The sequence below is a fragment of the Solitalea longa genome, from assembly GCF_002920915.1.
In the GTDB taxonomy this organism is placed as follows: Bacteria; Bacteroidota; Bacteroidia; order Sphingobacteriales; family Sphingobacteriaceae; genus Solitalea; species Solitalea longa.
The window spans coordinates 322,307-344,042 of record NZ_PQVF01000004.1 but is presented as its reverse complement, the minus strand read 5'-3'; the positions used below and the strand labels follow the sequence as shown (position 1 = coordinate 344,042).

Annotated in this window: 22 protein-coding genes; 7 read left to right on the top strand and 15 right to left on the bottom strand. The window is 38.3% G+C overall.

Going from position 1 to position 21,736, the window contains the following annotated elements:
* Nucleotides 1–61 precede the first annotated feature (61 nt).
* Both sucC and C3K47_RS07245 read right to left on the bottom strand, forming a co-directional pair.
* The gene (gene sucC, locus C3K47_RS07250; protein ID WP_103788459.1) at nt 62–1,252 is read right to left on the bottom strand and encodes an ADP-forming succinate--CoA ligase subunit beta; all 1,191 of its coding nucleotides are present in this window, start codon (nt 1,250–1,252) and stop codon (nt 62–64) included.
* A 131-nt stretch (nt 1,253–1,383) separates the two neighbouring features.
* Complete coding sequence (locus C3K47_RS07245) at nt 1,384–2,196, bottom strand: hypothetical protein (protein WP_133159345.1); 813 nt, start codon at nt 2,194–2,196, stop codon at nt 1,384–1,386.
* A gap of 164 nt (nt 2,197–2,360) precedes the next feature.
* Between C3K47_RS07245 and C3K47_RS07240 the strand changes: the two genes are divergently transcribed.
* The 4 genes from C3K47_RS07240 to C3K47_RS07225 are packed head-to-tail and all read left to right on the top strand — an operon-like array spanning nt 2,361 to nt 4,898.
* Nucleotides 2,361–2,693 carry a DUF3817 domain-containing protein gene (locus C3K47_RS07240; protein ID WP_103788457.1) on the top strand — a complete coding sequence of 111 codons (333 nt, stop codon included), beginning with the start codon at nt 2,361–2,363 and terminating at the stop codon, nt 2,691–2,693.
* Nucleotides 2,694–2,725: 32 nt separating this feature from the next.
* Entirely contained in the window at nt 2,726–3,409 is a 684-nt protein-coding gene (locus C3K47_RS07235; protein ID WP_103788456.1) for an ABC transporter ATP-binding protein, read from the top strand.
* Nucleotides 3,410–3,415: 6 nt separating this feature from the next.
* Nucleotides 3,416–4,288, top strand: a complete 873-nt coding sequence (locus C3K47_RS07230; RefSeq protein WP_103788455.1) for an ATP-grasp domain-containing protein — start codon at nt 3,416–3,418, stop codon at nt 4,286–4,288.
* A gap of 1 nt (nt 4,289) precedes the next feature.
* Entirely contained in the window at nt 4,290–4,898 is a 609-nt protein-coding gene (locus C3K47_RS07225) for an HAD family hydrolase (RefSeq protein WP_103788454.1), read from the top strand.
* A gap of 36 nt (nt 4,899–4,934) precedes the next feature.
* Here C3K47_RS07225 and C3K47_RS07220 read toward each other — a convergent pair whose 3' ends face one another.
* From C3K47_RS07220 to smc, 7 genes are all read right to left on the bottom strand, one after another.
* Nucleotides 4,935–5,132: a hypothetical protein gene (locus C3K47_RS07220; protein ID WP_103788453.1), complete on the bottom strand. Its 198-nt coding sequence runs from the start codon at nt 5,130–5,132 to the stop codon at nt 4,935–4,937.
* A gap of 77 nt (nt 5,133–5,209) precedes the next feature.
* Nucleotides 5,210–5,596, bottom strand: a complete 387-nt coding sequence (locus C3K47_RS07215; RefSeq protein ID WP_103788452.1) for a hypothetical protein — start codon at nt 5,594–5,596, stop codon at nt 5,210–5,212.
* A 22-nt stretch (nt 5,597–5,618) separates the two neighbouring features.
* Entirely contained in the window at nt 5,619–5,849 is a 231-nt protein-coding gene (locus C3K47_RS07210; protein WP_103788451.1) for a ferredoxin, read from the bottom strand.
* A 90-nt stretch (nt 5,850–5,939) separates the two neighbouring features.
* Nucleotides 5,940–7,205 (bottom strand): peptidase U32 family protein, encoded by a 1,266-nt coding sequence (locus C3K47_RS07205; RefSeq protein ID WP_243392507.1) that lies wholly within the window; start codon nt 7,203–7,205, stop codon nt 5,940–5,942.
* Nucleotides 7,206–7,346: 141 nt separating this feature from the next.
* A complete protein-coding gene (locus C3K47_RS07200) occupies nt 7,347–7,832 on the bottom strand; it encodes a heme-binding domain-containing protein (RefSeq protein WP_103788449.1) in 486 nt (161 codons plus the stop codon).
* A 117-nt stretch (nt 7,833–7,949) separates the two neighbouring features.
* Nucleotides 7,950–8,504 (bottom strand): YdeI/OmpD-associated family protein, encoded by a 555-nt coding sequence (locus C3K47_RS07195; protein WP_103788448.1) that lies wholly within the window; start codon nt 8,502–8,504, stop codon nt 7,950–7,952.
* Nucleotides 8,505–8,614: 110 nt separating this feature from the next.
* Complete coding sequence (gene smc, locus C3K47_RS07190; RefSeq protein ID WP_103788507.1) at nt 8,615–12,157, bottom strand: chromosome segregation protein SMC; 3,543 nt, start codon at nt 12,155–12,157, stop codon at nt 8,615–8,617.
* Nucleotides 12,158–12,333: 176 nt separating this feature from the next.
* Between smc and C3K47_RS07185 the strand changes: the two genes are divergently transcribed.
* On the top strand, nt 12,334–12,906 hold the full coding sequence (locus tag C3K47_RS07185; protein WP_103788447.1) for a hypothetical protein: 573 nt from the start codon (nt 12,334–12,336) through the stop codon (nt 12,904–12,906).
* On the opposite strand, the gene C3K47_RS07180 is transcribed toward C3K47_RS07185, so the two are convergent.
* Complete coding sequence (locus tag C3K47_RS07180; RefSeq protein WP_103788446.1) at nt 12,903–14,096, bottom strand: multidrug effflux MFS transporter; 1,194 nt, start codon at nt 14,094–14,096, stop codon at nt 12,903–12,905. The two genes, C3K47_RS07185 and C3K47_RS07180, sit on opposite strands and share 4 nt — an antisense overlap.
* 163 nt (nt 14,097–14,259) lie before the next feature.
* Between C3K47_RS07180 and C3K47_RS07175 the strand changes: the two genes are divergently transcribed.
* Both C3K47_RS07175 and C3K47_RS07170 read left to right on the top strand, forming a co-directional pair.
* Nucleotides 14,260–15,243, top strand: a complete 984-nt coding sequence (locus C3K47_RS07175; protein ID WP_103788445.1) for a potassium channel beta subunit family protein — start codon at nt 14,260–14,262, stop codon at nt 15,241–15,243.
* Between the two features lie 116 nt (nt 15,244–15,359).
* Nucleotides 15,360–15,809, top strand: coding sequence for an SRPBCC family protein (locus tag C3K47_RS07170; RefSeq protein WP_103788444.1), 450 nt, complete (start codon nt 15,360–15,362; stop codon nt 15,807–15,809).
* Nucleotides 15,810–15,895: 86 nt separating this feature from the next.
* Here the strand turns inward: C3K47_RS07170 and C3K47_RS07165 are convergent, their stop codons facing one another.
* The 5 genes from C3K47_RS07165 to lpdA form a co-directional block, all read right to left on the bottom strand.
* Nucleotides 15,896–17,341: a glyceraldehyde-3-phosphate dehydrogenase gene (locus C3K47_RS07165; protein WP_103788443.1), complete on the bottom strand. Its 1,446-nt coding sequence runs from the start codon at nt 17,339–17,341 to the stop codon at nt 15,896–15,898.
* Between the two features lie 93 nt (nt 17,342–17,434).
* Nucleotides 17,435–18,298, bottom strand: coding sequence for a sigma-70 family RNA polymerase sigma factor (locus C3K47_RS07160; protein ID WP_103788442.1), 864 nt, complete (start codon nt 18,296–18,298; stop codon nt 17,435–17,437).
* Nucleotides 18,299–18,658: 360 nt separating this feature from the next.
* A complete protein-coding gene (locus tag C3K47_RS07155; RefSeq protein WP_103788441.1) occupies nt 18,659–19,498 on the bottom strand; it encodes an MBL fold metallo-hydrolase in 840 nt (279 codons plus the stop codon).
* Nucleotides 19,499–19,604: 106 nt separating this feature from the next.
* Nucleotides 19,605–20,129 (bottom strand): hypothetical protein, encoded by a 525-nt coding sequence (locus tag C3K47_RS07150; RefSeq protein WP_103788440.1) that lies wholly within the window; start codon nt 20,127–20,129, stop codon nt 19,605–19,607.
* A gap of 120 nt (nt 20,130–20,249) precedes the next feature.
* Nucleotides 20,250–21,638: a dihydrolipoyl dehydrogenase gene (lpdA, locus tag C3K47_RS07145; protein WP_103788439.1), complete on the bottom strand. Its 1,389-nt coding sequence runs from the start codon at nt 21,636–21,638 to the stop codon at nt 20,250–20,252.
* Nucleotides 21,639–21,736: the final 98 nt, after the last annotated feature.

Sequence of the window (21,736 nt, the reverse complement as noted above, 5' to 3'; positions counted from 1 at the left end):
AGTCGATAGAATTTAGACTATAAACCATGGACTATGGTCTATGAACTATAAGTCCGATAAATTATGCTAAAACTTTAGTAACAAGTTCCGCAGCGTCTTTCAATTGAATTGCTGAGTAAACTTTCAATCCTGATTCGTCGATCAGTTTCTTAGCTTCAACAGCGTTAGTTCCCTGTAAACGAACAATAATTGGAACAGGAATATTACCAATGTTTTGATAAGCATCAATAACACCTTGTGCAACACGGTCGCAACGAACAATACCACCGAAGATATTGATCAGGATAGCCTTAACGTTAGGGTCTTTTAAGATGATATGGAAAGCAGCCTCAACCGTTTTTGCAGAAGCAGTTCCTCCTACGTCAAGGAAGTTAGCAGGCTCACCACCGGCTAATTTGATGATATCCATAGTAGCCATTGCTAAACCGGCACCGTTAACCATACAACCAACGTTACCATCTAATTTAACGTAGTTAAGGTTTGATTTACCAGCTTCAACTTCTGTTGGATCTTCTTCGCTTTCATCGCGCATAGCAGCGATATCAGCATGACGGTATAAAGCGTTTTCATCCAAATTTACTTTGGCGTCAACGGCTAAAATTTTATTGTCAGAAGTTTTTAATACAGGGTTGATCTCAAACATTGATGAGTCAGTTGCTTCGTAAGCTTTGTATAAAGCAGCAACAAATTTCACCATGTCTTTATGAGCATCGCCGCTTAAGCCTAAGTTAAAGGCAATTTTACGAGCCTGGAATCCTTGTAAACCTACTTTAGGATCAATTTCTTCTTTGAAAATTTTCTCAGGAGTGTGCTCAGCAACCTCTTCGATATCCATACCACCTTCGGTAGAATACATGATAATGTTACGGCCTTTAGCGCGGTCTAACAAAACGCTCATGTAAAACTCAGATGTTTTGCTTTCACCCGGATAGTAAACATCCTGCGCAATTAACACTTTATTTACTTTTTTACCTTGAGGACCGGTTTGTGGAGTAACCAATTGCATTCCAATGATTTGGTCAGATAATGCTTTAACATCATCTAATGATTTTGCCAGTTTTACACCTCCGCCTTTACCACGGCCTCCGGCATGGATCTGTGCTTTTACAACCCACCAACCTGTACCGGTTTCAGCTTGTAATTTTTTAGCGGCTTCAACTGCTTGTTCAGGAGTGTCGGCTACAATGCCTTCCTGAATGCGAACTCCAAAACTCTTCAGAATGGATTTTCCCTGGTATTCGTGAATGTTCATCTGCGGATAATTTTACTTTTTTGGGGAAATACAACACAACAGGCGTATTTCATTTGCGCCGTAAAAGTAGTATTTATCACTTATTTTTAAAACCTATCCTAAAATTTTTAACTACATTAAAAAAATAATGTTTAATAGTGTATTTGCCCGCTTTTATAAACCAAACTTTCATATCCTTTACTGTTCTCATAATCCCAGGTCAGGCCAAGTTTTTTGCCTTTAAATGCAGCTTGGTTGGCTTTTAATTTTTTAATTGTTGAATCGGGTGCTAGGATCAGCAATTTTACATGGTAACTATTCGGATCATTTTTGCCAAGAATTAAATACTCTCGACTATCAATTTTCTTTATTTCTTCAAACGGAAGGTCGAACTCTCCCGTTTGATCAATGACGCGCTTAAAGAATGATGCTTTTTCGACATAACCCAAAGTGTCGGGTACAAACGGGGTGAAAGGTATATCCTGGATGTTGTTCTCAATAAGGCTTTTTCGTTCCAGCGCTTTAATAACCTTCAGATTTGGTTTAAAATATACTTTTGCCTCGGTATATTGATTATTGCTACCCATGGCTGCCTTTTCATTAACTTCGGCAAAAACAGGATGCTCATTTTTATAATAAACACTTAGCCTGCGGTAGCCATATTCACCGCGATGGCCATCTTCAATAAGAGCAATTTGTTTATTATCATTGTCAAAATAGGTACTTATGTCAAAAGTGTAATCGCCCAGATTGTATTGTAAGCTTCGTTTATAGTTAAGCCTCGGAATTTTCGATTTGATTTCTTTTACATAGCGGTCAATCGCTACGGTGTCCGATTCACTTTCTGTGGTAGCGCTTGAATCAGCAATAAGTTTTTCATCACTTTTGTTCTTGCTTTGGTTTGAACAAGCACCAAAAAGTAGCAATAATGCCAGCAATATGGCTAAAGGTTTCATATCGAGCATTTGATTAGCATTAAATTTAATAAATTCTGAATACAAGGCTGTTATATTGTTTTCTATAGGTTTTAGGAAAAACAAATCACTTCGTATAATATGGCTGTCATATTTCTAATTTTTTGTCTGATATAGAAATTGACTGATTATAATTGCATTCAAAAAAATAAAGGATGATAAAAAAATACGGTCAGAGCCTTATTGGACGCTTCAGAGCTATTGCTTTTCTTGAAGGAGTGTCTTTTTTATTATTAATGTTTGTAGCCATGCCGGTTAAGTACCTGCTAGGGTTTCCGGAATTGGTTAAGGTGTGTGGCTGGTTTCATGGTTTACTATTCATTGCCTATGTTTTTCTGCTTATTCAGGCTGTTATTGAGTATCAATGGAAAGCAGGAAGAACCATACTTGCTTTTATTGCTTCGTTGTTGCCAGGTGGAACGTTTTTGCTCGACGATAAAGTTTTGCGAGCGATTCATGAGCAAGAACTCAGTATTGGTAACAAGTAGCTGAAAATGGCGAACTATTTCTATTTTTGGGTATGCTATTAGCCAATAATCTTCATAAATCATATGGCAAGTTGGAAATCCTTAAGGGGGTTGATCTGCATGTTAAAAAAGGAGAAGTAGTTTCAATTGTTGGAGCTTCGGGAGCTGGAAAAAGTACTTTACTGCATATTGTAGGCACTCTTGATAATCATGATAACGGTTCTCTGATTTTAGATGGAACCGATGTTTCCAAGCTTAATTCAAAGAAATTAAGTGAATTTCGGAATCAAAAAATCGGTTTCATTTTTCAGTTTCATCATTTACTACCCGAATTTACCGCGCTCGAAAATGTTTGTATTCCGGCTTTTATTGCCAGAAAATCAAAAGCTGAAGCTGAAAAATATGCAGTTGAACTATTGGATATTTTAGGTTTAAGTCATCGCTTGCACCATAAACCGACCGAGCTCTCAGGTGGTGAGCAACAACGTGTTGCCGTAGCCCGGGCATTGATAAATAAACCGGCAATTTTATTAGCCGATGAACCTTCCGGCAACCTCGATTCGGCAAATGCCAAAGAGCTTCATCGTTTGTTTTTCGACCTTCGTGATCGTTTTAATCAAACTATTGTGGTGGTAACACATAATGAAGAATTGGCCAATATGGCCGATAGGAAGCTGTTAATGAAGGATGGAAAAATTGTGCATGCAAATTCAAGTGCCGAAATCAAATCTAATTAAACCCACATGCCCCAAATTAAAATACTTCTTACCGGTGCTGAATTACTTCAAACCGAAACAATTTACACGGAGTTAGTTGCCGCCGGTTTTTCTACATACCTGGCCAATTCTTCGGCTTTGAAAGGTGAGCTGTTTGTACAAATACCAGAAGCATCAGACGTTTCATTTGCCCATAAAATGCTTAAAATATGCCTCGATCATGATTTTAAAGCATTGGTGCCTCAGTTAGCACTCGAAGTTGATGCCTTAGCTCCGGCAAAAACATTGTTTTCGGAATATGGCATATCCATTATTTGCCCTGATATGAATCAATGGGCATTAATCAGTGATAAAACAGCCTTGTTCAGCTTTTTACAGTCAAAACAAATTGCTGTTCCTCAAACGAAGCTTCTGGAAAAACAGGAAGATTTTGCCGCTTCAATGCTTCAGCTCGGTTATCCCTCAAAAAAAATCAAGGTTAGTCCTTTAAAGGCTTTAAATGAGGGCGATTTTAGAATTGTGGACGATAGTGTAACAGTTTATAATACCTTGTTTCCGGATTTCAACAATCCTTTGATCAGCTATACGCAGTTGTCAAGAATAATTTCAGCTGGAAACTTCCCTTCACTAATATTATCAGAATGTATTAACGGAACTGAGTTTTCTTTTGAGGCATATTTTGAAAATGGGAAATTAATAAGTTCGACGAATACTGATGAGCTGGTGATTCAGGAGCTTGCCAAGGGAATTGCGTACCTGTTGGATTTAAGCGGCAGTTTTGAGTTTAGCTTTACTCAAACAGCGCAAGCTTATTGCCTTACTAATTTGCAGCCAACCACATTAAATAACCCTAAAGATTTAGTTAATCTCTTAAATACCGAACTAAGCAAACTCGATTAAGATGCAGGAGTTGATTGATAAGTATCCGAATAAAACCGCCTATATTTTCGAATTAGATAATACTATTTTTCCCGAAAAAGACTATGATTTACAGGTTTATTACCTGTTTGGCCAGTTCATGGAATTCACCCTTCCCGGCATTCATGAAGGTAAACGAATCTTAGATTACCTGGTGAAAAAGCATGATGCCATGTCTCGGGCCGAATTGATCGATGCCACAATAGAATATTTTGCTATTCCACCGGAACTTAAAGAAAACTTTGAGCGCCTTTTTAAAATTGCCCGTTTGCCATTAAAACTGCTGATGTTTAAGCAGGCGCTGGAGTTTATGCAAACATTGGTCACAGACAGAAAGCAAATTTTTATTGTTACCAAAGGAAATCCGGAAGAGCAATTGAATAAGATCAGGCAGATAGAATGGAATGGATTAGAAGCATATTTAAAGGTTTATTTTGTTGAGGAATCAGAACCGAAAGATATCGAATCAACAATGGCAAAGCTGTTCTTCGAAAATGATTTGCCAGCCCAGTCAACAGTTATGGTTGGACATTTGCCATTTAAGCTTCCTCAAATTGATTTTATTCCGGTCTCGGATTTAGTTAAACTATAAACAAAAATGCCCTTGAATTCCAAGGGCATTTTTAGTTTAATTTATGTGTTCAGTAAATAGAAGGTCTGTTTTCTGTTCCTTTTCTTCATCAAGTTCTACTTTGATTTCAATAATGCTGTTTTCACGGTTTTTGGGTAATACCGGAGCTGCTCCGGTTATTCCAACTCCAAAACAAGCCAGAATAATAAGTGCACCCAACCCGCAAAGTTTTAGTAACTTTTTAAGTTTGGCCATAAGTATTTTTAAAATACTGGTTAAAAACTGTTTAATTTTTGATCAGAAGAAATACCGAATTGGTAATAGGAGAAGGGTTAACAGTTGAATTCGTAAGTGGATTTAATGCCTTTAGTGCCGATTCTTGTTTTTAAGAAGAAGAAATTATCGAATTGGGAATTATAGATTTTGAGGAGTTTTAAACGTAAAGTAGTCAGGGAATTTGCTGAACGCAAATACGATTGAAAGGCCTGATACGTATTTCCCTCATTTGCAAGCTGGTCATTCAGGCCTTTTTTAAATTTAAAATAGAAAGAAGTCTTAGTTTCCTGCTTTGTGGTAACTATTAACTCGGTAGTAGTTAGTTTGGCAGGGAAAGAATCGGAATGGGCACCAAATCCCTGGAAAGTAAATAAACTTAAAAACAGTGCTGCAGAGAGCAGCCATTGCGAAAGTTTATTTTTAGAGGGATTGCGTGTATTCATAACTCTAAAATAAGTAATTACATCAGATCTTGCTTACTTTAATAATTCGCACCGGACAAGCATTTGCAGCAATTTCAACCTGCTCAAATACAAAATCATGTGGAACACGAACGGTATGAAATCCTTTTTTGTCGACAGAATGCAGAAGGTTTGATTTGCCGTCTTTTTTTGACATTCGGAAATGCTCTGGATCAAGTTCGGCGCAATAATTACAGCCAATACATTTTTCGCGTTGTAAGGTGATGATAACCATATTATAATGTGATTTCACCGATTAGGTTTGATTACACCGATTAGTAGGTTATTAATCGGTGTAATCACTTTAAAATCGGAGTAATCCTCTTTACGCTTCTACTAACTTATATAACTTATCCGACTTGCGAATTTTGAAATCTAATGGTATGGTCACTTGATCGCCTTTTACCGCCTGATCAGCAAAAATATCATTCACCATCAATTTATCGATGTCAAACTCTTTCACTCCGGTGGTAGGGCCTGTGATCAGCATTTTATCACCAATTTTAATATCAAATGCTTCGAGTTTAAATTGAGCAATTCCTGCTTTTGTAAAGTAATGCTCGCCTGTACCAACAAATAATTTCTTACGTGTTGCATGCGATCCAGGATGATCTTTTGTCCACTCGCCTAATTCCTGGCCTAAGTAATAACCACTCCAGAAACCACGGTTATAAACAGTAGCCAAACGCTCCATCCAACTTTCTACCATTTCTTTTGAATAGGTATCTTCTTTATAAGCATCAATGGCTTCGCGGTAACATTTAATGGTGGTGGCTACATAATCAGCTGCACGTCCGCGACCTTCAATTTTAAGTACGCTTACTCCGGCATCCAATACTTTATCAAGGAAATCAATGGTGCATAAATCTTGTGGCGACATGATGTATTCATTGTCAATCTCAAGCTGAATACCATCTTCATCAGTAACAGTATATTTTTTACGGCAATTTTGGCGACAAGCTCCTCTGTTGGCTGATGAATTATGTGTATGAAGACTTAAGTAGCATTTGCCTGAAACTGCCATACAAAGAGCTCCGTGGCCGAAGATTTCAATCTCAACCAGTTTGCCAGATGGACCTTTTACTTGCTCTTTTTCAATCGCATCAGTGATCTTTTTAATTTGGTTAAGACTCAACTCGCGACTCAAAACTACAGTATCAGCAAATAGAGCATAGAACTTTACAGTTTCAACATTAGTAACGTTTACTTGTGTTGAAATATGCACTTCCATACCAATACTGCGTGCAAAAGCAATTACAGCATGGTCGGCGGCAATAATTGCGGTAATGCCATGTTTTTTTGCTTCCCCAACAATGTTTTTCACCATGTTCATGTCATGATCGTAAACAATTGTGTTTAGGGTGATGTAGGTACGGATTCCTTTCGGAGCACAACGTGCAACAATTTCAGGTATATCCTCTAAAACGAAGTTGATAGAAGACACGGCCCTCATGTTCAATTGCTCAACTCCAAAATATACCGAATCTGCTCCGTTATCAATGGCCGCTTGCAGCGATTCAAAATTGCCGGCAGGCGCCATCAGTTCTATATGTCTGTCAATGTGTTGCATTACAAAAATTTCAGCCTGCAAAGATAGGTGTTTTAACGCGGATTTGGAAGCGTTTGTTCAGTTGGCAGTACTCAGTACTCCGTCGACAGTACGTAGTCAGCAGTCCTCAAAACTCAAGAGGTTAAACAATTGCTGATTGCCGACTGATTACAGCCGACTGATTTATTTTTTCGAAGTAAAATCCACGCCTGGGTTCGCGGCTTGAATTTGTTTTTGAGTACTCTTTGCCCAGTTTATTATGGCTTCTTTTTGTGAAGGATTTAAAACAGCATTCTTATGTATCCAAAGGTAAGAGTCTAGTGGCATCCAGCCTTCTTCTTGTGATTCGATCAATTCCTTAAGTTTATGATTAGCCTTTTTAGGTGAATAACTGGCAAAATCAGAAAAATTCAGGTGTTCTTTTCCTTCGTTAACATGATGTTGCAGCCACCAGGCAACCGGTTGTACCTTTGAATACCATGGATAAACAGTATTGTTGCTATGACAGTCGGCGCAGGCAACTTTTAAAGACTCTCGAACATCGGTAGGAACCGCGTAATGCTTTGAAATATCGTTGGCTGAAATATCGTTGCTTTGATTTTTAGTTGGCCTGATGAATTGAATAACCACCAATAGAATAAGCAATCCATATAAAATCTTCTTTTTCATATTGTTAGAATAAATTAATTAGGAATCTGGTCAAATATGTTTAATTCAGATTCAATAATCAATTTAAATTAAATTAATTACTTATTTCTTTAATAAATTAACCGAAACATTAAACCGTTAACGTCTTTCGCCGGCAGCGCTTTTGGTGATCAATGTTTCTAAACGCTTAAGTTTTGTTACCTCCTGTTTTGCATCCATAACCCAATGGATAGCGTTTTTTTTGTACCATGGAGCTTGTGACTGAAAAAAGTCCCAGGCTTTCGAATTCGCTTTGAATTTTTTCTCAAACTCGGCACTAAGATTAACAGGATCCTTTTCAAACGAATAAACCCTTGATTTAGCTTCGGTTCTTTTTTTAAATGCTGCAAGTCCTGCAGGCTGCATGAGCCCTTGTTTGCTAAGTTCTTCCACTTTTTTAATGTTTATTCCACTCCAGATACTTGTTGGTTTGCGGGGAGTAAAACGAATGCAGTAGCTTTCTTCATCAATCGATTTTCGTACTCCATCTATCCAACCAAAACATAAAGCCTGATTAACCGATTCCGGCCAGGTTATACTTGGTTTTCCGGAGTTAACCTTATAAAAACCAACTAAAAACTCTGTTGAAGTTTCGTGGTTTTGTTCAAGCCATTTTCTAAAATCATCGGGAGTAGGGAAGAAGGTAGGTTTCATAAGGAAGAAGTTGCTTTAGAACAAAAGAAAGATATTAACCACAGAGTTACACTGAGTTTCACGAAGTTATTTACTCTGTGAATTCAGTGTAAATCTGTGGTTGAATAATTTTACGCTACATTTTCCACATTACGCAAATCCACTGGAACTACACGTGAAATTCCCTGCTCTACCATTGTTACACCATAAATAATATCGGTGCTGGCAATGGTACGTTTGTTATGCGAAACAATGATAAACTGCGATTGATCCGAAAACTTGCGGATAATGTTGTTGAACTTATCAATGTTCGTATCATCCAAAGGAGCATCCACCTCATCGAAAATACAGAAAGGAGCAGGCTTTAACAGGTAAAGCGAAAACAGAATTGCAGTCGCAGTCAAGGTTTTTTCTCCCCCTGATAGCTGATTGATCGTTAATGGGCGCTTCCCTTTAGGGCGGGCTATGATATCGATATCTGATTCAAGCGGATCATTAGGATCAACCAATACCAAGTCACATGAATCTTCTTCATTAAATAATGAACGGAATACCTTCTGGAAATTATCGCGAATTTGGGTAAAGGCATCAAAGAATTGGGTCTTGGCCGTTCCATCAATTTCGTTGATGGTATCCATTAACGAATTTTTAGCATCCAAAAGATCCTGCTTTTGTGTGATGATAAACAAATAACGCTCATTCATCTCGTTATAAGCTTCCATTGCCATTGGGTTGATCGACCCGAAATTATCCAGCTGATTTTTGACCCTATCCGTCTTTTGTTTCAGTTCTTCTTCATTTTCTTCCGGCAATGGTCGGTCCATCAAATCATCGATCTCAATACTAAACTCAACCGATAAACGCTCTTTTAGGGCATTCATGTCAATCATTAAATGCGTTTTTTTGTCGCGTAACTGATTAATGATCGTTTCAATATTGTCTTTTTTACGGCGGAGTTCATTAAAAAAGGACTCCAGCTCGTTTATTTTTCCTTTCGATTTATAGTAATCTTCTTCCGCTTCCACTAAAGCTTTTTCCAGGTTGTCCTTTTGCTCATACATGGCGATCAGGTTCTCATCACCTTCATCTGTGTTTTGCAATAGCTCTGATATCTTCGTCTTAGCATCAGTTAGCTCTGCTTGATTTTTTTCAATGCGTTCGCTCGCAACCTTTGATTGACTGTTTTTATACTCAATATCTTTAAGGATTACCGATAGTTTATTCTGTTGCTGGTGAAACGCAATGTTTTGGTTGTTGAAGTTGCTCGAATATTTAGTTACGCTTTCAGAAATGATATTGAAATCATACTGAAGAGTGTTCAGGCGCTTTAAAGTATCTTCCTTTTGAACAGTCAATTCATCAACCTGAGGGTTAATTTCTGCTAGTTGTTTCCGATAGCTGTTTATCTTTTGCTCGATGTCTTCCTTGCGCAGATTTGAATTGCTGATGAAGTTTTTATGCTGTTCCTGGCGAGCTTCCAATGTTACCAACTCATTGTTCAGCTTGTTCAATTCCTGGCGCAACTGGCCAATAATTCCGGCTTTGGTGCTGCCTTTTAATCGTTGCAGATCTTCTGCTAAAAACTCGGTTTTACCTTTTAATTCAGTAATTAAAGCCTGCAGTTTGGTAATCTCTTTTTGCAATACTTCCAGGTTTTTAGCCCTACCAATACGCTTCCCTTCAAATAAACCTACTGAGCCGCCAGCCATACTAAAACGGGTTTTCGAATAGCGACCTGATTTACTTAAAATAACAGCTTCGGAACCTGAGTTTGCCTTTATGGTATTTTCTTCATCCTTTTCAGCCATAAAAACGTTGTTCAATAAGAACGAACAAAGTTTTAGGTATTTTTCTTCCGATTCAATGATCGAAAGGGCTGGGATGCAGTTTTCTGGTGTGGTTTTAATATCCTTTGCATCAAAAGCCGAAAAGGAATCAAGAATGAAGAAGTTGGCTCTTCCGCGTGCAGCATCGCTTAATAATTTGATGGCAGCTAAAGCTTCTTCATGATTTTGAACCACATAGTAATTCATGTAAGGCTCCAGGTAATTTTCTATCGCGATACGGTAATCTTCCTTACAGAAGAAAACATCAGAAAGGAGAGGTGCGTTTTTGGCCCAACTCGCGTTCTTGCGCAAAAACTTAATCGACTCTGGATACCCTTCTAAATTATCGACCAAACTCTTGGTAAGGTTGTATTCGTTTTGTTTTGCATCAAGCGTTCGGCCTTCCTGCGAGATCTTATCTTTAGTTTGTTGCAACTCCGTTTCAGTTTCAACTATGCGTTGCTGAAGAGCCTCTTCTTCGGCTATTGCTTTATTGAGCTCTTCTTCTTTACCTGCAAAAGCTTCATTTGTTCGTTTGATAGCAGCATTAAACTCATCAAGCTCCTGTTGCTTTTGCTGGGTTTCGCCTTCATTTCGGTTTAGTTCCTGTTGAAGCGATTCAAACTGAATTTCAATGATATCTCTTTCCTTCTCGATTTTATAGATATCGTCCTGCAAATTTCTGCTCTTGGTAGTCAGGCTGTCCACTTGAGTTTTTAGCTCCGTTTGCTCGGCTCGTTTATCTTCCAGTTCAAACTTTAAATCTTCAAGAATCCGCTGAATGGTGTCTAAAGATTGTTGTTCAGTAGCACGACTTTCTTCCAACTGAAGCAACGTTTCTTTAGCTCCTTCAAGCCAGTTTCTGTCGTTAATCAATTCAGCCGATAACCTCGCTTCTTTTTCCTGAAGATACTTAAGTTGTTCGTTCTTAACCTTTTTCTCGTTTTCGTACTGCCGAATGCCGTTTACGAAATCGTTAGTGGTTTTTTGTTGAACAGAAAGATTTTTTTCCTTTACCAAAGTTTCTGTTTTTTCGGCCTGAACCTGGGCTTCAATTTTATCCCCTTCCGCCTGAAAGCCCATTCGCTGGTCATTGTGAGCTATTTCCTCCTTTTCAATATCTTCTAATAATGTTTTAAAAGATTGAATTCGGAAAGTAGCAAGTTGTGTGCTTACTTCTTTGTACTGTTCTTTTAACCGATAGTAACGCTCGGTTTTTTTAGCCTGCGTTTCCAGAGTTTTGAGCTGTTTTTCAATCTCAAATAAAATATCCTCCACGCGATTCAAATCGGTTTCGGTATCCTTCAGCTTATTAAAAGTTTGCTTTTTGCGGATTTTATATTTCGAAATTCCTGATGCTTCTTCAAATAAATTACGGCGCGACCCATCTTTATTATTTAGCATCTCTTCAATCATTTTTAATTCAATGATAGAATAAGAGTCAGGGCCAATGCCAGTATCCAGAAAAAGGTCGGTAATATCCTTTAAGCGGCAGGTTACATCATTTAAACGATATTCGCTTTCTCCGCTACGGTACAATTTACGGGTAATGGTTACACTGCTAAAATCAGTAGGCAATACATTTTTTGTATTGTCGAACGTAAGCGATACTTCAGCAAGGTTACTTGGTTTTCGAGTTCTCGAACCATTGAAAATGATGTTCTCCATTTTGTCGGAACGAAGGTATTTGGCGCTTTGTTCACCAAGTACCCAGCGAATAGAATCCACCACGTTCGATTTACCACAGCCGTTTGGGCCTACAATGGCCGTAACGCCTTCATCGAAGTTGATGGTTATCTTATCTCCGAAACTCTTAAATCCACGTACCTCGAGTTTTGTTAATTTCATGCAGTTTTTTAAAATTAATTTGAGCAGGGCCGGATAGTTAAAATAACACTGATTTTCTTCTGCCTGCCTGCCCAATTTTAAGGACTGCGAATTTAGCAGAATGTTTTTGTGTGCTCAAAGGGTTTAAATATATTTACTAAATCATTTTTAGTAGAATTTTTTTATAAACATCGTTCATGGAGCAGTTCAAAGAGTTTATTCCATTTATCATATTTGCCATAATTGCCATTTTACGTGGATTAAATCAGGCTAATAAGGAAAAAGCTAAAAAGTCTTCTAAAGAAATTTCAAACTCTCCAACTGCACAACCTAAAGCAAAACCTACATGGTCGGCTCCGGCTGGGCAACCAACTCCATCTAAAAGTGCAACACCCTATCAAACTGTAGGTCCGCCACCTGTAAAAAAATCTCCTTTTGAAGTGATTATGGAAGAGTTTATGGAGATTCCTTCAACGAAAACAGATCAACCTGCAGAGCCTCAATATAAAAGAGACTACAGAGAACCTAAACACGAAAAGCCCATTGTAAGGGTTGATACCAATGAGATAAAGCCTGCTAAAATAAAAACTACAGACTACACCAACATTGAGAATAAGGTAGAGGAAGTTGTAAGAGCTAAGGCAGCACATAGCGGGCATGCTCATAAATTTGAGTCTTTCGATGCCTATAGAGAACACGAAGAACACGTTGATTTTGATCTGCGAGATGCCGTAATAAAATCAGTTGTTCTTGAACGATATCAGTATTAAGCAAACTTTATTTGCTCCTTAACAGCTATACGGCTAACAAAGAATACACAAACACCGCAAACAGATATAATGAACATCATTGGCATGGCGGTACCGTTATGAAAAAAACTTATGCAGGCCGAAGCCAATACTCCAAACAACATTTGCAACGAACCCAGAAGTGCTGAAGCAAAACCGGCGTTTTTGCTGAAAGGGGATAAAGCGATGGCCGATGCATTCGGATTAATAAAACCGTAGCAAGAAATAAAACAAAATAGAATGGTCAGCACCACGGTCATATGGGCATTAAAATAAGCCGAAACCGGTAATAAAATCGCACAAATGATCATCACAATGGCCATTGATTTAATAATTTGAATACTTTCAAATCGCTTTAGAAGAAGCCTGTTTACCTGGCTTCCCCCAATTATCCCAATTGCATTTAAACCAAATAGTAACCCGTAGTTTTCAGCAGAGATCTTATAGATCTTCATAGCAAGAAATGGCGATCCGGCTATGTAGGAGAATAATCCGGCCGATACCAAACTGCCTAAAACGCTAAATTTTAAGAAAATACTGTTTTGGATAACTTCCCCATATTCTTTTATAACGGATGAAAGTTTTAACTGAATGGAACTGTCGGCGGCTTTACTTTCCGGAAGCACAAAAAACGTCATTAACAGCATGGAAAATGAAATAACGGCAAGCGTGAGGAAAATAGCCTGCCAACCACCCAGCTTCAACATAAAACCTCCTACAGTAGGGGCCACAATTGGCGCTATGCCCATTACCAACATAAGCATTGAAAATACTTTGGCCGATTCAGTTAATGGAAAAATATCACGTACCATTGCTCGTGAAACCACCATTCCTGCACAGGCTCCCAAGGCTTGGATGAATCTTAAGGCAATTAGCTGTTCGGCATTATGAACCCATAAGCTGCCTAAAGAAGCCAGGACATAAATTGCCAATCCAAAGATCAATGGTTTTTTTCTTCCAAAACGATCTGTAATGGGACCGTAAATTAATTGTCCGAAAGAAATGCCTATAAAAAAGCTTGTTAATGAGAGTTGTATATGTTCAATTGAGCTATTTAATGCCAATGCCAGCGTAGGAAATGCCGGCAAATACATATCAATGGAAAAAGGACCGAGCGCAGTTAATAAGCCAAGTGTTAAAACAACTATAAATTCTTTACGTTTATATTGCATCTGCTGTTAAAAGGAGGAGGAGAGTTAAGCTCCAAAAGTAGGAAATGAAATAGATGACAAAGAATGCTTTAAAAGATTAATGAAGAGCATGTATATTGTAGTTGCAAAACTATCATCCCTGATATAATTCGATAATTAATTCTATCATTCAATAAATAATTAAATGGAATACAGACGACTAGGAAAATCGGGCCTGCAGGTAAGTGCATTGTCATTTGGAACCTGGCTGACCTTTGGAAAGCAAATTGATGACAAAACTGCCGACACACTTTTAAGCACAGCTTATGAACATGGAGTGAACTTTTTTGACGGGGCCGAAATTTATGCCCGTGGAAAAGCGGAATTGGTTTTAGGTAAGATATTGAAATCTAAAGATTGGTCGAGAAGTACCTACATAGTTTCGAGTAAGGTTTTCTTTGGATGGGAGAAGGATCTGCCAAACCAACGTGGTTTATCCCGCAAACATATTTTCGAAGCTTGTGAAGCCGCATTGAAACGCTTGCAAGTTGATTACCTTGATTTATTCTTTTGCCACCGGCCAGATAAAAACACCCCTATTGAAGAAACAGTTCAGGCTATGAACACACTAATTCAGCAGGGTAAAATTTTGTATTGGGGAACTTCAGAGTGGAGTGGGGTTGAGATCGCCTTGGCGCATTATTATGCCGCTAAAAACGGTTTAATTGGTCCGTTAATGGAGCAGCCGCAGTACAATATGTTTGAACGTGAGAAATTAGAAAAGGAATACACGCTATTGTTCCGCGATTTTGGTATGGGAACTACCATATGGTCACCTTTGGCTTCTGGGTTGCTTTCGGGCAAGTATAATAATGCCGATCCAAAAGATACACGTTTATCGATAGAAGGAATGGACTGGCTAAAAAATCGTACCCTGGTGAAGGAGCGCATTGAAAAAGTAAAACGTTTGGGACAATTGGCTGAAAAATTGGAAGTGCCGATGGCGCAACTGGGCTTGGCTTGGTGTTTAAAAAATCCGAATGTAAGCACCGTTATTTTAGGGGCATCAAAAGTGGATCAATTGAAACAGAACCTGGGAGCAATAGAAGTGGTGGAGAAGTTAACGCCCAAAGTAATGGCAAGTATTGAAAACATTCTAAGAAATAAGCCAGTACAACCCGAATACTAGATTATACAGATTAATAATGATTAAACTAATTTAAATAGTGTATTCATTGTGTTATTTGTAAATTTATGAGTGTTAGTGATTATCTATAGGTGCAACAGTCTATAAATCAGTTTAATATGTCAAACAACAGTGTCTCTTTACATCGTGTGCTTAAAGCAGCCCCCGAAAAGGTGTTTCGGGCATTTACCGAAGCAATTGCAATTGCATCCTGGTTACCGCCCTATGGATTTCTTTGTACGGTACATGAGATGGATGTGAAAGTTGATGGTACTTTTAGAATGTCATTCCATAACTTTTCAACGGGCAATAGTCATTCTTTTGGTGGAAGATACCTGGAGATTAAACCAGGTGAGTTTTTTAAGTATACCGATAAATTTGACGATCCCAATTTGCCTGGCGAAATGATCACTTCAGTATGGTTGAAAAAGGTACTGGTTGGGACTGAAATTAAAATCATTCAGGAAAATATTCCATCAGTGATACCTGCCGAAATGTGTTATTTGGGTTGGCAGGAATCTTTAGAAAAACTGGCAAAATTAGTGGAACCAGAAATTCCGGATAATTGATCATCCGAAAGGATAATTTACTCTAAATGAAAACACCGATGCAAATTTGCATCGGTGTTTCCTTATAATATCATTTAGATCATTTTCTAATAATACCTCAAACGAATAACTCCTGAAATATGCTTAGCCAAACGTATTACCTGGCGAGTGTAGCCATATTCGTTATCATACCAAACGTAAAGAACAACCGATTTTCCATCTTTAGAAACAATAGTTGCCGGTCCGTCAACGATTGAAGCATGTGAGTTGCCGATCATGTCGCTTGAAACAGATTCGTTTGAAATAGAAAATTCTACCTGCTCAACTAATTCACCATGAAACGACTCATGTTTCAATGCATGGTTAATCTCATCTTTAGAGATCTTCTTATCTAAGGTTAAATTTAAGATAGCCAAAGAAACATTTGGAGTAGGTACTCGAACTGCATTGCCGGTTAAGCGTCCTGCTAATTGTGGTAAAACCTTTGAAACGGCTTTATCAGCTCCTGTTTCAGTAATTACAAGGTTTAAGGCTGCTGACCGTCCCCGACGAGATTTCTTATGGTAATTATCCAATAAATTCTGGTCGTTGGTGTAAGAGTGCACTGTTTCGATATGCCCTTTCTCGATACCAAATTTATCGCTAACAATTTTCAATACAGGAACAATGGCATTGGTTGTACATGAGGCTGAAGAGAAAATAGTCTCAGTGCCGTTGAATTCAGCTTGATTAACACCAAAAACTATATTCGGAACGTCACCTTTGCCTGGCGCCGTTAGTAATACTTTGTCAACGCCTTTTGCTTTCAGGTGTTTGCCCAAGCCTTCACGATCACGGGAAATACCGGTATTGTCAATGATTAATGCATCGTGAATATCATACTGAGTATAGTCAATATCTGAAGGATCTTTAGCCGCAATCATGTTCACTGTTTGACCGTTGATGATTAAGGCTTTATTTGATAGATCCTCTACAATTGTTCCCGAAAAAGGACCATGAACTGAATCATTGCGTAATAATTCGGCACGTTTAATAATGTCATCATCGGTATTACTGCGGGTTACAATAGCCCTTAAACGAAGTTGTTCTCCTTTGCCCGCCTGAACAATTAATTCGCGCGCAGCAATACGACCAATACGTCCAAATCCAAATAGAACCACATCTTTAGGCTTCAGGTCAATTTTGTTCTTGCCAATATGCGAGGCAAGTTTTGCTTTTATAAAGCCACCCATGGTATCAAACCATTGTTTTTCTTTAAGCCATTCTTCCGCTAAACGACCCAGATCGATACGGGAAGGAGCCATTTCAATTTTTTCAATTTCTTTGGCCAGACCTAAAGTTTCATCAATAGTGATGGGCTTTTGACTGATTTCCTGTGCGTACAAATGATTTTTAAGAATTTCGCTTGAACCAATGTCGATGACAGGTTTTCTGAAAATCACTAGCTCGATCGATTTGTCGTACCACAATTTTCCCACGACGTTAATAAGCTCTAAAGCTTTCTTTTCTTTTTGAATCCAGGAGTTGAGCTCCGACTCATACTTGTGCTTCATAATGCAAGTAAATATTGATTGATTGGTGGGCCAAAAATAAGAAAAGTCCTGATGTTCAATCAGGACTTTTCAATATAAGAGTCAAAAAATCTTCTATCCTAAGTATGATTTAAGGATCTTACTTCTTGATGTGTGACGCAAACGTTGCAATGCCTTATCTTTAATTTGGCGTACACGCTCACGCGTCAAATTAAATTTCTCACCTATCTCTTCTAACGAAAGGGGATGGTTTGAACCCAGACCGAAGAAAAGTACAATAATTTCTCGTTCACGTTCTGTTAAAGTTGATAGAGCACGCTTAATTTCTTCAGAAAGTGACTCGCTGATCAACATGCTGTCGGTAGCGGCGGTGTCTGTGTTCTCTAGAACGTCTAACAAAGTGTTTTCTTCACCCTGAACAAATGGGGCATCCATAGAAACATGGCGGCCGGAATTACTCAGAGTGTCAGAGATCTTATCAACAGTAGTTTCTAAAATGTCAGCAAGTTCTTCAGGTGAAGGCTCACGCTCGTATTCCTGTTCCAATTTTGAATATGCTTTGCTGATTTTGCTAAGCGAACCAACCTGGTTTAATGGTAAACGGACGATACGAGATTGCTCTGCAATGGCCTGCAGAATTGACTGACGGATCCACCAAACGGCGTATGAAATAAATTTAAAACCCTTAGTTTCATCAAAACGCTTTGCAGCTTTGATAAGGCCTAAGTTACCTTCATTAATTAAATCGCCAAGAGTAAGTCCCTGATTTTGGTATTGCTTGGCAACAGATACCACGAAACGTAAATTGGTTTTTGTAAGCCTCTCTAAGGCTACTTGGTCGCCTTCGCGAATTTTTTGGGCAAGTATTACCTCCTCTTCGGCGGTAATCAGATCAACTTTCCCGATCTCATGTAAATACTTGTCTAAAGATTGACTTTCACGATTAGTGATAGATTGAGTGATCTTTAGTTGTCTCATTATGTGTCGTTAAGTGAAAAATAATGCTGATTTAGGCGTGGAATCGCAAAACAGTATACATCTTATACGACAAAACGTAGAAAATGTTTTAAAAAGTTTTAAAAAAAATACACGGTAGTGAGTCAAAAAAGTCAATAGGAGTATATTGTTTGAGAGCGATTACAATTTACAATTTAACAAAATCAATTTTGAAAAAACAAATTTATTGTGAAAAATAAAATCTCAATATTTAATTTGTTTAAACATTAAATTAGCTGATGATTTATTTTTAAAGCTGTTTTTACTCTCAGAAGGCAGCACAATGTTAAAAAGGAAACGTGTACTGAATTTTCACATTTCCTTTTTAATTAATATGGCGGTCTAAATATCCTCTAGTTTGAAAAGTTCTTTTGCTCTGATCCCCTTTTCGGTTTGTTGCAGTGTACAGCATTCGGTTAAAGGATCGTGTTCGAAAAATAGGATATAATCATTTGCTACGGCTTCTTCAACAAAGGCTTTCTTCTCCTTTAATGATTCAAGAGGACGAGTATCATAGGCCATTACATAAGGAATGGGTAAATGTCCAACAGAAGGAAGTAGGTCAGCGCAATAAACGATTGTTTTGCCTTTGTAACTGATTTGTGGAAGCATCATGGCATCGGTATGACCCGAGACAAAGCGAATCTTAAAATCAGGTGAAAACTCAATTCCTTCTGAATGCTGAATGAACTTTAGTTGACCACTTTCTTTAATTGGTAAAATATTTTCTTTTAAAAACGATGCTCTTTCCCTGTCGTTTGGTTGAACAGCCCAATTCCAGTGATCTTCATTGCTCCAGAATGTTGCATTTTTAAAAGCCGGTACCAATTGTTCTCCTTTCCGTTCAATAGCTCCACCGCAATGGTCGAAATGGAAATGCGTTAGAAATACATCAGTTATATCATCTTTATCAAACCCAAGATTTTGTAAGGAAGAGCTTAATGTATCATTGCCATGGAGATAATAATGGCTAAAAAAACGATCATCTTGCTTATTGCCAATTCCTGTGTCAATTAGAACCAATCGGTTGCCGTCTTCAATTAATAACAAGCGCATGGCCCAAGTGCATAAATTGTTTCCATCTGCAGGGTTGGTTCGCTGCCATATCGACTTTGGAACCACGCCGAACATTGCCCCTCCATCGAGTTTAAAATAACCGGTATTGATCGTGTGTAACTTCATGCGTCAAATTTAGTGATTGATATAAAATGAATTTAACTTAGCAGGGCGCTAAAATAAAAAACGCCCCGAGCAATTCGGGGCGTTTTTTATATGAAATTGTGTATGCTTAAGCAGAAGCTTTCTTCAATTGAACGGTATATTGCTGTCCCTTGTATTCTATCACCCATTCCAGGTGTTCAAATAACGTTGCTCCGTTTACTTTAGTAGGCGTAAGAACCGGGCCAGTAAATTGAGAGAATGGGAAAGGAGCTGTGAAACCACTTAGCTTGGCATCACCTAAAATGTCTTTATTTATCCATGCATTTTCTACACCAAAAACATCTTTGGTTGACCATGCAATGTCAGCAAAATCGGTTGTTCCCTGGCTGGTTCCATAAGAAATTTTGCATTTGCCACTTAACATTAAGTCCAGTTCCAATTTGCTTAACGGTAATTCTGTAGTGGCTTTTTTGTCTTTGTCGATAATTTTGTCAAGTACCCATTTGCCAGCAAAGCTCTCAATGTTTGAAACAGGCTTAACAGCTGCAATTTGCTGCTCAACACTGTTTAAAATAGGTTTTGCATCGATGTTACCGGAAAACAAGAAGAGAACGAATGTTAGAAACAAGGATGATTTTGTTGTTGTTTGCATCGCAGTTTGATCTAAATTTTGCCTCCAAAATATAAAAAGGAGATGGATAATTTATATAATTCTCCATCTCCTTTATGTAAAAAATAAGAAGTTATTAAAACTCAGAGTTTTAGTTTTTTATTATAAGTGAATAACTTCACCATAAGCATCAGCGGTAGCTTCCATAATAGCTTCGCTCATTGTTGGGTGAGGGTGCACCGCTTTTAAAACCTCCAATCCGGTAGTTTCAAGTTTACGAGCCACCACAGCTTCTGCAATCATTTCGGTAACATTGGTACCAATCATATGACAACCTAAGAACTCTCCGTATTTAGCATCAAAGATCACTTTTACGAAACCATCTTTAGCACCGGCCGCACTTGCCTTACCTGATGCCGAGAACGGGAATTTACCAACCTTTATTTCATAACCGGCTTCTTTTGCTGCTTTTTCAGTTAAACCTACTGATGCAATTTCAGGGGTACAGTAAGTACATCCCGGAATGTTACCATAGTTTAATGCCTCCGGATGGTGACCTGCAATTTTCTCCACGCAAATAATACCTTCGGCAGAAGCTACGTGAGCAAGTGCCTGACCAGGTACGATATCACCAATAGCATAAACACCAGGGATATTTGTGCGGTAAAACTCGTCTACAACCACGCGGCCTTTGTCAGTTTTAACACCAACTTCTTCTAAACCTAAGTTCTCGATGTTTGGCGTAATACCTACAGCCGATAATACAACCTCAGCTTCCAGAACCTGGGTTCCTGTTGCGGTTTTAACATTCACTTTGCATATATCACCCGATTTATCTACAGATTCTACCGAGGCATTGGTCATGATATTAATTCCCGATTTTTTGAAACTGCGTTCAAGGTTTTTAGAAACATCTTCGTCTTCAACAGGAACGATATTAGGTAAAAACTCAACAACCGTAACTTTTGTTCCGAGTGAATTATAGAAATAAGCGAACTCAACACCAATAGCACCTGAACCAACAACTACCATTGATTTAGGTTGTTTCTCAAGATTCATTGCCTGACGGTATCCAATGATTTTTTTACCGTCCTGAGGTAAATTAGGGAGTTCACGAGAACGGGCACCGGTGGCTAAAATGATATGTTTTGCACTATATTCGGCTATTTTACCGTCGGCTGATTTAACTTCAACCTTGCCGCCTTTTTTAATTTTACCCCAACCGGTGATAACATCAATTTTGTTCTTTTTCATTAAGAACTGGATGCCTTTGCTCATGCCATCGGCAACACCACGGCTACGTTTAATAATAGCAGAAAAATCGGCTTCGTGACCGTTTACTTTAACACCGTAATCGGCTGCATGCTGAATGTATTCAAATACCTGTGCGCTTTTTAGTAATGCTTTAGTAGGAATACATCCCCAGTTTAAGCAGATACCACCAAGGTTTTCAGCTTCTACTACTGCAGTTTTAAGTCCTAATTGCGAAGCCCTGATAGCAGTTACATAACCGCCTGGTCCGCTACCGATTACAATTACATCGTAATTCATAGTTCGTTCAGAAATTTTATGAATGTGTTTGTTTAATAAGCTAACCCGGTTTAGGGAGACCTCATGCCCTATAACAATAAATTATACATGCGGTTTTT